Consider the following 12649-nt stretch of genomic DNA (forward strand, 5'->3'; position numbering starts at 1 on the left):
CTGATTGAACTGCTCAGCGGCCTGGTTCTACTGATTATCGGCGCGGAGCTGATGGTGCGCGCCGCCGTGCGTCTGGCAGCGCGACTGCATGTGCGCCCACTGATCATCGGCCTGACCATCGTCGCCCTCGGCAGCAGTGCGCCGCAGATGGCCGTCAGCCTGCAAGCCACCCTGGCGGACAATGCCGACATTGCCGTCGGCAGCGTGATCGGCAGCAGCATCTTCAACATTCTCGTCACCCTCGGGCTCTCGGCGCTGATCATTCCGCTGCGGGTTTCGCGCCAACTGGTGCGCCTGGATATTCCGCTGATGATCGGCGCCAGCCTGCTGGTGTTCGTGCTGGCCTGGAATGAACAACTGACCCGCACCGATGGCATGATCCTGCTGGCGGCGCTGGCGCTGTACCTGGGCTTGCTGTTGCGCCAGTCGCGGCACTCGGCCCGCCCGCCATCGAGCGATCCCCTCAGTCAGGCCGCGCCCTGGTTCAGCAGCCTGCTGATGATCGTGGCGGGGCTGGCGATGCTGGTCTACGCCGGACATCTGCTGCTGGGCGCCGCCGTGGTGGTGGCAACCGACCTTGGATTGTCGGAACGGATCATCGGCCTGACCATCGTCGCCATCAGCACTTCCCTGCCGGAACTCGCCACCTCCCTGATCGCCGCCCTGCGCGGTCAGCGCGACATTGCCGTGGGTAACGTGATCGGCAGCAACCTGTTCAACCTGTTGGGCGTGCTCGGCGTGACAGCGTTGATCGCGCCGTCACCGCTGTCGGTATCACCCAACGCCCTGGATTTCGACTTGCCGGTGATGCTCGGCGTCGCGGTGTTGTGCCTGCCGTTGTTCTACACCGGCTACCGGGTGACCCGGGCCGAAGGTTTGCTGTGCCTGGGTTTGTACCTGGCTTACGGGCTGCACGTGGTGTCGTTCACCACCGGCATGCCGCTGGCCGGCAAGCTCGAACACCTGATGCTGTTTTTCGTTCTGCCGGCGCTGGTGGCGTTTTTGCTGTTCACGTCGCTGCTCGCCTGGCGTCGCCAACACCACAAGAGGGATGTGCCATGACCGACAATAAAAAACCTGGCGTTGAAGTCCGCCGCCAAGTGATGGGCGACGCTTTCGTCGACCGCGCACTGGGCAATGCCACCGAATTCACCCAGCCGTTGCAGGATTTCGTCAATGAACACGCGTGGGGCGCTGTGTGGAACCGCGAAGGCCTGGAACTGAAAACCCGCAGCCTGATCACCCTCGCCGCGCTGACCGCGCTGAAGTGCCCGCAGGAATTGAAAGGCCATGTGCGCGGTGCATTGAACAACGGCTGCACCGTGGAAGAGATTCGTGAAACGCTGCTGCATTGCGCGGTGTATGCCGGTGCGCCAGCGGCGATAGATGCATTTCGGGCGGCGCAGGAAGTGATTGAGAGTTATCAGAAGCCGGAATAAAAATCCGGCATTTGTGGTGATTGTTCAGCCGTCATCGCGAGCAGGCCCTGAAAAACAACCCAAAATCCCAGGGCTAGATCCACCCACCCCACTGCAACAAAAAGATCCCGACGTTGGTGGTCACCGCCGCCATCAACGTGGTGATGACGATGATCGCCGCCGCCAGTTCATGATTCCCCTCAGCCTGACGGGCCATCACAAAACTGGCCGCCGCCGTCGGGCTGCCAAAGTACAAAAACAGAATCCCCAACTCCGCCCCACGAAAGCCCCACAGCCACGCCCCAAGGGTCGTCAGCACCGGCAGGCCGATCATCTTCACCAGGCTGGAACTGAGCGCCATATCGCCGCTCTTGCGCAGCGCCGCCAGCGACAGCGTGCCGCCAATGCAAATCAATGCCAGCGGCAACGTGGTCTGCGCCAGGTACTGCCCGGACGTCTCCAGCCACCCCGGCAAACCGATCTTGAAATAGGCAAACGGCGCCGCCGCGAATACGCTGATGATCAGCGGATTGCCCATCACGCTTTTGCAGATGCTCCACGGATCGGACTTGATTACCGGGCTGTACACCGCCAGCACAATGGTCGACAGCGTGTTGTAGAACAGGATCACCAGCGCCGCGAGAATCGCCCCGAGGGAAATCCCGTAGGCGCCGTACATGCTCGCCGCCAGCGCCAGGCCGATCACCCCGTTGTTGCCGCGAAAGGCGCCCTGGGTATAAATCCCCCGGTCTTCACGCGGGCACTTCCAGATCGCCCAGACCCAGGCAATGGCGAAACTCACCAGCGTCGCAATCGAGAAGTAGATCAGCAGCGCCGGTTGCAGCGCGGCATGCAGGTCGGCATGCAGGATGCCCAGAAACAGCAACGCCGGCATGGTGACGTTGAACACCAGAGCCGACGCGGTGTGGATGAAATTGTCGTTGATCCAGCCAATGCGCTTGAGCAGCACACCCAGAAACAGCATGGCAAACACCGGCGCGGTGATGTTCAGTGTTTCGAGGAAGATTGCCAGCATGCCGGGGGGAACCTTGGGTGAGCGTCGTTAGGGGGCTAATGATAAGCCACTTTCACCCCGATCGTTCCCACGCTCTGCGTGGGAACGCCTCTTGTGACGCTCCGCGTCACGCTTTGGGACGCAGAGCGTCCCTGAATGCATTCCCACGCGGAGTGTGGGAACGATCATTACGTGATCGGTGCAGGGTTAAACAGGGTGATGTCGTTATGCAGCTTGTGCTGCTCGGCCCACGTCTGTTTCTTGCCGCTGGCAACGTCCAGGTAGTAGTGGAACAACTCCCAGCCGAGGTCTTCGATCGACGCCCGTCCGGTGGCAATCCGCCCGGCATCGATGTCGATCAGATCCGGCCAGCGCTGCGCCAGTTCCGTACGGGTCGACACCTTCACCACCGGCGCCATCGCCAAGCCATACGGCGTACCACGGCCGGTGGTGAACACGTGCAGGTTCATCCCCGCCGCCAATTGCAACGTCCCGCAGACAAAGTCACTGGCCGGGGTGGCGCAGAAGATCAGGCCTTTGCGTTTGAAACGTTCACCAGGGCCAAGCACCCCGTTGATCGCGCTGCGGCCGGACTTGACGATCGAGCCCAGGGATTTCTCGACGATGTTCGATAACCCGCCCTTCTTGTTGCCCGGCGTGGTGTTGGCGCTACGGTCCGCTTCGCCCTTGGCCAGGTAGCGGTCGTACCAGTCCATTTCCCGCACCAGTTCCTGAGCGACTTCTTGAGTCTCCGCTCGGGAGGTCAACAAGTAGATCGCGTCGCGCACTTCAGTCACTTCGGAAAACATCACCGTCGCACCGGCACGCAGCAACAGGTCCGAGGCATAACCCAGTGCCGGGTTGGCGGTGATGCCGGAGAACGCATCACTGCCACCGCACTGCATGCCGAGGATCAGCTCGGACGCAGGCACGGTTTCCCGGCGACGCTGATCGAGCTTCTTCAAACGGGTTTCAGCCAACGCCATGATCTGCTCGATCATCTCAGTGAAACCGTGACTCGAATCCTGCAAGCGGTACAACCACGGCTCGCTCAGATCCACCGAGCTGTCGTTCTCGTGCATCACCTGCCCGGCCTGCAATTTCTCGCAACCCAGGCTGATCACCAACGCTTCGCCACCCAGGTTCGGGTTACGCGCCAGGTTGCGCACGGTACGAATCGGAATGTACGCATCAGCCGCCGTAATCGCCACACCACAGCCGTAGCTGTGGGTCAGCGCGACCACGTCATCAACGTTCGGGTACTTGGGCAGCAACTCGTCCTTGATGCGCTTGACCGCATGATCCAGCACACCGGTGACGCACTGAACGGTCGTGGTAATCCCCAGGATATTGCGTGTGCCGACAGTGCCGTCGGCGTTGCGATAACCCTCGAACGTATAGCCGTCGAGCGGGGCTTGCGCCGCCGGCACTTCGGTGGACAGCGGCAAGCTGTCCAGCGGCGGCGCGGTGGGCATGCGCAGTTGATCTTCCTTGACCCAGCTGCCGCGCGGAATCGGCTGCAACGCGTAGCCAATAGTCTGGCCGTAACGAATCACCTGCCCGCCTTCGGGAATGTCTTCCAGCGTGACCTTGTGGCTCTGTGGCACGAAGTCCACGGTCACCAGGCCATCGGGGAACTCGGTGCCGGCCGGCACGCCCTGGTCATTGACCACGATCACTACGTTGTCCCGCTCGTGCAGGCGGATGTAGCGCGGCGAGTCGGAATGTTCAATCAACTGCATGACGCCGCTCCTCAGGAATGCGCTTGTGACAATTTGTTGTTTGTTTCAGGACCGCTGACAGGCGGCTCCTTGAGTACCACGCGTTTGATCGGACCCACGATCACCAGGTAGCTGAACACCGCCACCAGTGCGTTGCAACCGACAAACACCAGTGCCCATTTGAACGAGCCGGTGGAGCTGATGATGTAGCCGATCACGATTGGCGTGGTGATCGACGCGATGTTGCCGAACATGTTGAACAGGCCGCCACTCAAACCGGCGATCTGCTTTGGCGAGGTGTCGGACACCACGGCCCAGCCCAACGCGCCCACGCCTTTGCCGAAGAAGGCCAGGGCCATGAAGCCCACGACCATCCATTCGATGTCGACGTAGTTGCAAGCCACGATGCTGCTGGACACCAGCAGGCCTGCGATGATCGGCGCCTTGCGGGCGAAGGTCAGGGAATGACCTTTGCGCAGTAGGTAGTCGGAAATCACACCGCCCAACACACCACCGATAAAACCGCAGATCGCCGGCAACGAGGCAATGAAACCGGCCTTGAGGATGGTCATGCCGCGTTCTTGCACCAGATACACCGGGAACCAGGTCAGGAAGAAGTAGGTAATGGCGTTGATGCAGTACTGGCTCAGGTACACGCCGAGCATCATGCGATTGGTCAGTAGCTGACGCACGTAGTCCCATTTCGGGCCTTCAGCCGGTTTGCCGGTGGCTTGCCCTTTGCCTTTGTCCTGGTCCATGTCGACCATGCCGCCGTTCTCGGCGATGTGCTTGAACTCGGCCTCGTTGATCATCGGGTGCTGACGTGGACTGTGGATAACTTTCAGCCAGATCAGCGAGAACACGATGCCGATGCTGCCCATCACCACAAACACATGCTGCCAGCCAAACGTGTAGACGATCCAGCCCATCAGCGGTGCGAACAGAACCGTGGCGAAGTATTGCGCCGAGTTGAAGATCGCAGACGCAGTACCGCGTTCAGCGGTCGGGAACCAGGCCGCCACGATGCGTGCGTTACCGGGGAAGGACGGCGCTTCGGCCAGGCCGACCAGAAAACGCAGCATGAACAGCGCAACGATCGCCGTGGACATGCCGAATTCACCGACGTAGCCCTGGAGCACGGTGAACAGCGACCAGGTGAAGATGCTCAGTGCGTAGACTTTTTTCGAGCCGAAACGGTCCAGCAGCCAGCCACCGGGAATTTGCCCGGCCACGTAGGCCCAACCGAATGCAGAGAAGATATAACCGAGAGTGACCGCGTCGATGCCGAGGTCTTTTTGCAGGCTGGAGCCCGCAATGGCGATGGTAGCCCGGTCAGCGTAGTTGATCGTGGTCACCAGGAAAAGCATGAGCAGGATCAAATAGCGGACATGGGTCGGCTTGGTCGCTTGCATGTAGATGTACTCCCACTGATTATTTTTATGCGGGTAAAACATTCTTTGGTCTTGTGCCGCGCGAGGCCTCAGGCAAGGGCCTCGTGCGGATACAGCGGGTTACGATCCGATATAAGAAGTCTTCACGACTGTGTAGAACTCTTGCGCATAGCGACCTTGCTCGCGGGATCCGTAGGATGAACCTTTACGCCCGCCGAATGGAACGTGGTAATCCACGCCAGCGGTCGGCAGGTTGACCATCACCATCCCGGCCTGGGAGTGGCGCTTGAAGTGGTTGGCGTACTTCAGCGACGTGGTCGCGATGCCCGCCGACAGACCGAACTCGGTGTCGTTGGCCATGGCCAGTGCTGCTTCGTAATCGGCGACACGAACCACGTTGGCCACCGGGCCGAAGATCTCTTCGCGGCTGATGCGCATCGCGGCTTCGCTGTCGGCAAACAGGGTTGGCGCGAGGTAGTAGCCTTCGGTATCGCAAGTCACCAGACCACCGCCGCTGACCAGACGTGCACCTTCGGACTGGCCGATGTCGATGTACTTCATGTCTTGCTCAAGCTGAGCCTGGGAAACCACGGGACCAATGTCAGTACCGGTTTTCAGCGCATGGCCGACCTTGATCGACTTCATGCGTTCGGCCACGGCTTCGACGAATTTGTCGTGGATACCGGCGGTCACGATGAAACGGCTGGAGGCGGTGCAACGCTGACCGGTGGAGTAGAACGCGCTCTGCACCGAGAGCTCGACCGCTTGCTTGAGGTCAGCGTCGTCGAGAATGATCTGCGGGTTCTTGCCGCCCATTTCCAGCTGAACCTTGGCCTGACGCGATACACAGCTGACCGCGATCTGACGACCGACACCGACGGAACCGGTGAAGCTGATGCCGTCGACTTTCGGGCTCTGCACCAGCGCATCGCCAACCACTCGACCGCTGCCCATCACCAGGTTGAACACGCCGGCCGGAAAGCCTGCGCGGGAGATGATTTCAGCCAGGGCCCAGGCGCAACCCGGCACCAGATCGGCCGGCTTCAACACCACGCAGTTGCCGTAGGCCAGTGCCGGGGCGATTTTCCACGCAGGGATGGCGATCGGGAAGTTCCACGGGGTGATCAGGCCAACCACGCCCAATGCTTCGCGGGTTACTTCAACGTTCACACCCGGGCGTACCGACGGCAAATAGTCGCCGGACAGGCGCAGGGTTTCACCGGCGAAAAACTTGAAGATGTTACCGGCGCGGGTTACTTCGCCGATGGCTTCAGGCAGGGTCTTGCCTTCTTCACGGGCCAGCAAGGTACCGAGTTCTTCGCGACGGGCGAGGATTTCAGTGCCGACTTTATCCAGCGAGTCGTGACGTGCCTGAATGCCCGACGTCGACCAGGCCGGAAACGCAGCGCGAGCGGCGTCGATGGCGGCGTGGACTTGAGCCAGATCGGCTTTGGCGTAGTGACCGATGGTGTCGGTCAGTTCGGACGGGTTGATGTTGGCGCAGTAATCACTGCCCGCCACCCATTCACCGTTGATGTAGTTATCAAAACGCTTTGCATCTGCCACAACAATTCTCCTCACGCAAAAGGCCGCTGATCACTCAGCGGCCCTGTTAAATCGGATGTGTTACTGCGCACCTTGCTTGTCGATCAGCGCGGCGAGCATTTCGTACTCTTCGGCCGTCAGATCGGTCAGCGGTGCACGCACAGGACCTGCGTCGTAACCGGCAATTTTTGCCCCGGCCTTGACGATGCTCACCGCGTAGCCGGCTTTGCGGTTACGGATGTCCAGGTAGGGCAGGAAGAAGTCGTCGATGATCTTGCCAACGGTGGCGTGATCTTCGCGAGCGATGGCGTGGTAGAAATCCATCGCGGTTTTCGGGATGAAGTTGAACACCGCCGAGGAGTAAACCGGCACGCCCAGCGCCTTATAAGCGGCGGCGTAGACTTCAGCGGTCGGCAAGCCGCCCAGGTAGCTGAAGCGATCGCCGAGGCGACGACGGATCGACACCATCAGTTCGATATCGCCCAGGCCATCCTTGTAACCGATCAGGTTCGGGCAGCGCTCGGCCAGACGTTCCAGCAAAGGAGCGGTCAGGCGGCAGACGTTACGGTTGTAGACCACCACGCCGATTTTCACCGATTTGCACACGGCTTCAACGTGGGCGGCAACGCCGTCCTGGCTGGCTTCGGTCAGGTAGTGCGGCAGCAGCAACAGGCCTTTGGCGCCCAGGCGTTCGGCTTCCTGTGCGTACTCGATGGCTTGACGGGTCGAACCGCCCACGCCGGCCAGGATCGGCACGCTGGTTGCGCAGGTGTCGACGGCAGTCTTGATGATTTCCGAATATTCGCTGGCCGCCAGAGAGAAGAACTCACCGGTGCCGCCCGCGGCGAACAACGCCGTGGCGCCGTATGGGGCCAGCCATTCGAGACGCTTGATGTAGCCCGCGCGATGGAAATCGCCCTGAGCATTGAAATCGGTGACCGGGAAAGACAGCAGGCCGGAAGAGAGGATGGACTTCAGTTCTTGTGGATTCATTATTCGAACACCCTGAGTAGCAACGTATGTGTGTGAGGAAACCGTTCAGCTTTCGCCGAGTTGTAGGTCATCGTACAACTTAAATAATAACCGTCAACTGCATTTCATCGCCGTCGGCATTTTTATGTAGGAGAGGTTCTTTCCTTGACGTAGGAAATTTCTCGGCTAAGATCGATTTAACTGTATATGTATACAGTTAATTTGAAATCTGCCTACGACATATCAAGGAGCTAGAAATGTCAGGTCTACACACTCAATCCCAGGAAAAACCCAAGCAGGTCATTGCCGTTCTGGATGATCTTTTCAGTGAGCACGGCATTGCCATCAGTGGCCATGAATTGCTGGCGCTGCACTTGGGCACACCTCACAACCACGCCTCTCAACCGTCCGCCTCCCCTTCCGGCAAAGCCTTGAATGGCAAGCCGCAACTGAGGTTCGAGGGTGGTGAACACACGGCTATCGGGGATGGCACGCTGCTGCGTTTCATCAAGGATGCCCCCGCGATCCCGGCCTCACAGGTCGAACTGCATTTGCCCAACGGGCTGGCGCTGACCTATGGCCAGGTTGTTGCCCTGGGCGGTGATTTCTACGGAATTCCCGAGCAACCGATCAGCGAAGGCGCCACCGCCCCGGACCGAATCCAGCGCTTCTCCAACGCATTCAACTCGCTCGCGGTGCTGCCGGCCGCGAATGCCGAGGCCAAGCTGATCCTCGGGGTCATGCAAAAGGAAATCGCCGCCGTGAAGCAGGCGATCCAGGACGGCAAACAGCCTCACGAAGTCTATGACGCCCTCGGAGATACGTTGTCGGAGGAGTGGAACAAGATCACCGGCGGCGGCAGTTTCGTCTCGGCGCTATTCCCGTTGGGGCGTTATCTGAAACTCGCCGCCAACAATACTGACCACTTTGCCGAAGGGGCACTGGCAGCCTATATCGCCGGCCACACCGCGGCCGTGCAGCAAGCCGTGCTGGCGAAAAACAGGGGTGATGAAAAACAGTTGGAAATCGCCTACGCGATGAATGCGTTTGCCGATCATTACCTGACTGACCTGTTTTCCGCGGGCCACCTGCGTGTGCCGCGCAAGCAACTGGCGGCGGTGGTCACACCCAGTGACCTCGGCTCGTTGATCACCCGTTTCATGCACGACGAAGACAGCAAGTTCGGCCTCAATGTGCTTAATGGCAACGCCGATCAATGGCGCGCGTATGGCGACAAACGCTATTTCGACGCGATCGACAGCGCCAATCGCGTGCAGGTCAATCAAGCGGTTCAGCTGTCTGCGGATGAGATCTTCGCGGCGTACCTCAGCGGTGTCGCTCCATCGCCCAGCAACTTCAGCGCCTTGAAAAAGCTGCCGGACTTGCAAGCCGTGCTGAACCCGACCGGCAATTTCTCGCCGCTGTTCAGGGTCGAGGGCAGCAAGGTGCTGCGACGCAAGGACGTCAACAACCTGAACGACACCGCCACCATCGACGACTGGTGGGGCTGGAGCACTTACTTGCTGCTCAAGGACTACACACCCACCGGCAACGTTGCCTGATAAGGAGATCCATGATGACGATCAAATTGAAACTGGAACTGGCTTCGGGGCAGTCGATGAAGGGGGCGCCGCTGGAGTTGTTGTCCAAGGGCGTGGTGATTGCGCGGGCGGTGGTGAATGAACGGGGGGATGTGGTGTTTGATGCCAAGCCCGGGGCGGCTGGATTGGCAGTGAGGGTGGATCGTTCAATCCTGCGTATCAGCTAACTTTTTCATCAGGGTTGAAGGCCCTATCGCGAGCAAGCTCGGCTCCCACAGGTTTTCACAAGACACTGTGGGAGCCGGGCTTGCTCGCGATGGCATTCCAGCAGACAGCAGAAAATTCCGACCGGAAAATCAACCCCGCTGCGCCTCAGCCTCTTCATGCGCATGACGCAACCGCTCGCGGCTATTCGTCAGGTGCAAACGCATTGCGGCCCGCGCCGCATCGGAATCCTGACGGGCGATGGCGTCGTAAATCTCTTCGTGTTCACGGCTCAGGCGATTCATGTAGTGCTGCTGGTCGTCATGGGCCAGGCGCGCCGAGTTCAGCCGCGTGCGCGGAATGATGCTGGTGCCGAGGTGGGTCATGATGTCGGTGAAGTAACGGTTACCGGTCGCCAGCGCGATTTGCAGGTGGAACTGGAAGTCCGAGGCGACCGCATCGCTGGCATGCGAAGCGCTTTCATTGAGGGCGTCCAGCGCAGCTCTCATCAAACCGAGTTGCTCGTCGCTGCGGCGTTGCGCGGCGAGGCCGGCGGATTCCACTTCGAGGCTGATGCGCAACTCCAGAATCGCCAACACGTCACGCAGGGTGACCACCGTCGCCGGGTCGATGCGGAAACCGCTCGGGCTCGGGGTATCGAGCACAAAGGTGCCGATGCCATGGCGGGTTTCAACCTGCCCGGCCGCCTGCAAACGGGAAATCGCCTCGCGCACCACCGTGCGGCTGACGCCATGGGCATCCATGATCGCCGACTCGGTGGGCAATTTGTCGCCGCGCTTGAGGTGACCGTCGCGGATCTGCTCGGACAGCACCGTCACCAACTCCTGTGCGAGGCTGCGGCGCTTGCGAGGGAGGCGTGGTGCGTCGATCGGGTTTTCCATGGTGAACATCTGTCTCGAAAATTCGGCTGAAACCGCATCATAGCTCAACGCGGTTGTACGATCACCGTCAGCATCCACTATCCCCTGTGGGAGCTTGCTCGCGGGCTCACTCCTACAGGGATTGTGGTGTTTATGCGGTCACGGTCTGGTCCACCAAATGGCCGTTCTCGATTCGAACATGCCGTGGGTGGAAGCGCTTCAGGCTGCTGCGATGCCCGACGCTGATGATGCTCAGCCCCGGCAACTCATCGATCAACGCTTGATACAGCGACCCTTCATCCTCTTCATCCATCGCCGAAGTGGCTTCGTCCATGTACAGCCATTGCGGTGCATACAGCAGCGCTCGGGCAAACGCCAAACGTTGCTGTTCACCTGGCGAGAGCATGCGCTGCCAGTGGTTTGCTTCATCCAGACGTGCAACAAGATGCGGCAAACGGCAGGTTTCCAGCACATGGACGTAGCGTTCCTGCGGATAGATATCACCCGCCTGCGGATAACTCAGCGCCTCACGCAAGGTGCCAATCGGCAAGTACGGCTTTTGCGGCAGGAACAGATAGCGTGCCGACGGCAGACGGATACTGCCGTGGCCGGCTGGCCACAGATGCCCCATCGCACGCAGCAAGGTCGACTTGCCGCTGCCGGAACGGCCGCTGAGCATCACGCGATCGCCCTCTTCCACCGTCAGGTCGGCGTTGGTCAGCAGGTGACGACCGTCCGCCAGATCGAGGCCGAGGTTATGGATCTTCAGTTCATCGCCCTGATTCTGTACGTCGATGGCCGGTTGGCGCTCTTCGTTGTCGGTCATGGCCTGACGAAAACTCAGCAGACGATCACAGGTCGCGCGCCATGAAGCGAGGTCCTGATACGCGCTGATGAACCAGCTGAAACTCTCTTGCACGTTGCCGAACGCCGAGCTGATTTGCATCAGTTCACCGAGTTCGATCTTGCCGGCGAAGTAACGCGGCGCAGCGACCATGAACGGGAAAATGATCGCGGCCTGGCTGTAACCGGCGGTGAAAAATGTCAGGCGCTTGGACACTTTCATGATGTCCCAGAAGTTGTGCCAGACCATTCCAAAACGGCTGCTCAAGCGACGATTTTCATTCGGCTCGCCGTTGTACAACGCAATACTTTCGGCATTCTCACGAACCCGGACCATGGAGAAACGCAGGTCGGCTTCGAAGCGTTGTTGTTGGTTGTTCAGGCCGATCAAGCGACGACCGATCAAATGCGTCAGCCAGCTACCGACCACGGCGTAGACCAGCACACACCAGAACATGTAGCCGGGAATGGTAAAACCGAACACTTCAATGCTGCCCGAAACGCCCCACAAAATGATCGAGAACGACACCAGGCTGACGACATTGCGGATCAGCCCGATGCCCAGGCTAAGGGTGTTGGCCGTAAAGTTGTTGAGGTCTTCGGAAATCCGCTGGTCCGGGTTATCGGTGTAACCGCCCTGCTCCAGCTGGTAGTAGTTTTTGTTGCCGAGCCAGCGGGCAAAGTGTTTCTCGGTCAGCCAGGCTCGCCACCGGATCGTCAGCATCTGTGTCAGGTAGAGCCGGTACACCGCCCCGACAATCGCCACGGCGGCAATCGCGCAGAAATACAGAATCAGCTGCCAGAACGCCGCTTCATCCTTCTTCTGCAAGGCGTTGTAAAAATCCTTGTACCAGGTGTTGAACCACACCGAGATCCCCACGCTGATCAACGACAGGGCAATCACCGCGATCAGCAGCGTCCAGGCCTTGCCCTTCTCTTCACTTTGCCAATAGGGCGTGATGATCGCCCAGACCTTGCGGAAAAACTGCCCGCGCACGGCATCGTTGACCGCGGAATATTCAGCGTTCTGATTCATGGATAAGGCTCGATAAAGAAAAGTACACACACGAACCGATCATAGTTGATCGGTTCGGGTTATCGCGAGGGGTGGCGATGAT

At 59.8% G+C, this 12649-nt stretch carries 11 protein-coding genes; 4 read left to right on the forward strand and 7 right to left on the reverse strand.

Features of this window, described 5'->3' with window-relative positions; translation table 11 throughout:
* Together J2X66_RS10795 and J2X66_RS10800 are read left to right on the forward strand one after the other, a co-directional pair.
* Positions 1 to 1062 carry a calcium/sodium antiporter gene (locus tag J2X66_RS10795; protein WP_027924514.1) on the forward strand — a complete coding sequence of 354 codons (1062 nt, stop codon included), beginning with the start codon at positions 1 to 3 and terminating at the stop codon, positions 1060 to 1062.
* Positions 1059 to 1439 (forward strand): carboxymuconolactone decarboxylase family protein, encoded by a 381-nt coding sequence (locus J2X66_RS10800; protein ID WP_027924513.1) that lies wholly within the window; start codon positions 1059 to 1061, stop codon positions 1437 to 1439. The genes J2X66_RS10795 and J2X66_RS10800 overlap by 4 nt, the downstream gene beginning before the upstream one ends.
* Before the next feature lie 73 nt (positions 1440 to 1512).
* On the opposite strand, the gene J2X66_RS10805 is transcribed toward J2X66_RS10800, so the two are convergent.
* The 5 genes from J2X66_RS10805 to kdgD all read right to left on the reverse strand — a co-directional run bounded on the left by J2X66_RS10805 (position 1513) and on the right by kdgD (position 8083).
* Positions 1513 to 2454: an AEC family transporter gene (locus J2X66_RS10805; protein ID WP_310263930.1), complete on the reverse strand. Its 942-nt coding sequence runs from the start codon at positions 2452 to 2454 to the stop codon at positions 1513 to 1515.
* 167 nt (positions 2455 to 2621) lie between these two features.
* The gene (garD, locus tag J2X66_RS10810) at positions 2622 to 4175 is read right to left on the reverse strand and encodes a galactarate dehydratase (protein ID WP_310263931.1); all 1554 of its coding nucleotides are present in this window, start codon (positions 4173 to 4175) and stop codon (positions 2622 to 2624) included.
* Between the two features lie 11 nt (positions 4176 to 4186).
* Positions 4187 to 5566 carry an MFS transporter gene (locus tag J2X66_RS10815; RefSeq protein ID WP_310263934.1) on the reverse strand — a complete coding sequence of 460 codons (1380 nt, stop codon included), beginning with the start codon at positions 5564 to 5566 and terminating at the stop codon, positions 4187 to 4189.
* Positions 5567 to 5665: 99 nt separating this feature from the next.
* Positions 5666 to 7111 carry an aldehyde dehydrogenase family protein gene (locus J2X66_RS10820; protein ID WP_123435297.1) on the reverse strand — a complete coding sequence of 482 codons (1446 nt, stop codon included), beginning with the start codon at positions 7109 to 7111 and terminating at the stop codon, positions 5666 to 5668.
* A gap of 60 nt (positions 7112 to 7171) precedes the next feature.
* Positions 7172 to 8083 (reverse strand): 5-dehydro-4-deoxyglucarate dehydratase, encoded by a 912-nt coding sequence (kdgD, locus tag J2X66_RS10825; RefSeq protein ID WP_310263940.1) that lies wholly within the window; start codon positions 8081 to 8083, stop codon positions 7172 to 7174.
* A gap of 236 nt (positions 8084 to 8319) precedes the next feature.
* Here kdgD and J2X66_RS10830 point away from each other — a divergent pair, with 236 nt between their 5' ends.
* Both J2X66_RS10830 and J2X66_RS10835 read left to right on the forward strand, forming a co-directional pair.
* Positions 8320 to 9624, forward strand: a complete 1305-nt coding sequence (locus J2X66_RS10830) for a phospholipase (RefSeq protein ID WP_310263943.1) — start codon at positions 8320 to 8322, stop codon at positions 9622 to 9624.
* 14 nt (positions 9625 to 9638) lie between these two features.
* Positions 9639 to 9830, forward strand: a complete 192-nt coding sequence (locus J2X66_RS10835; RefSeq protein ID WP_310263946.1) for a hypothetical protein — start codon at positions 9639 to 9641, stop codon at positions 9828 to 9830.
* 129 nt (positions 9831 to 9959) lie between these two features.
* Here the strand turns inward: J2X66_RS10835 and J2X66_RS10840 are convergent, their stop codons facing one another.
* Complete coding sequence (locus J2X66_RS10840) at positions 9960 to 10709, reverse strand: FadR/GntR family transcriptional regulator (protein WP_027924505.1); 750 nt, start codon at positions 10707 to 10709, stop codon at positions 9960 to 9962.
* A gap of 130 nt (positions 10710 to 10839) precedes the next feature.
* A complete protein-coding gene (locus J2X66_RS10845; RefSeq protein WP_027924504.1) occupies positions 10840 to 12567 on the reverse strand; it encodes an ABC transporter ATP-binding protein/permease in 1728 nt (575 codons plus the stop codon).
* Positions 12568 to 12649 lie beyond the last annotated feature (82 nt).

The sequence above is a fragment of the Pseudomonas sp. 3296 genome, assembly GCF_031456615.1.
Classification (GTDB): Bacteria; Pseudomonadota; Gammaproteobacteria; order Pseudomonadales; family Pseudomonadaceae; genus Aquipseudomonas; species Aquipseudomonas mucoides.

Coding starts and splice junctions, on each gene's coding strand:
- J2X66_RS10840 (WP_027924505.1), bottom strand. CDS start 10,709: ATGGAAAACCCGATCGACGCACCACGCCTCCCTCGCAAGCGCCGCAGC.
- J2X66_RS10835 (WP_310263946.1), top strand. CDS start 9,639: ATGACGATCAAATTGAAACTGGAACTGGCTTCGGGGCAGTCGATGAAG.
- J2X66_RS10805 (WP_310263930.1), bottom strand. CDS start 2,454: ATGCTGGCAATCTTCCTCGAAACACTGAACATCACCGCGCCGGTGTTT.
- J2X66_RS10800 (WP_027924513.1), top strand. CDS start 1,059: ATGACCGACAATAAAAAACCTGGCGTTGAAGTCCGCCGCCAAGTGATG.
- kdgD (WP_310263940.1), bottom strand. CDS start 8,083: ATGAATCCACAAGAACTGAAGTCCATCCTCTCTTCCGGCCTGCTGTCT.
- garD (WP_310263931.1), bottom strand. CDS start 4,175: ATGCAGTTGATTGAACATTCCGACTCGCCGCGCTACATCCGCCTGCAC.
- J2X66_RS10815 (WP_310263934.1), bottom strand. CDS start 5,566: ATGCAAGCGACCAAGCCGACCCATGTCCGCTATTTGATCCTGCTCATG.
- J2X66_RS10830 (WP_310263943.1), top strand. CDS start 8,320: ATGTCAGGTCTACACACTCAATCCCAGGAAAAACCCAAGCAGGTCATT.
- J2X66_RS10845 (WP_027924504.1), bottom strand. CDS start 12,567: ATGAATCAGAACGCTGAATATTCCGCGGTCAACGATGCCGTGCGCGGG.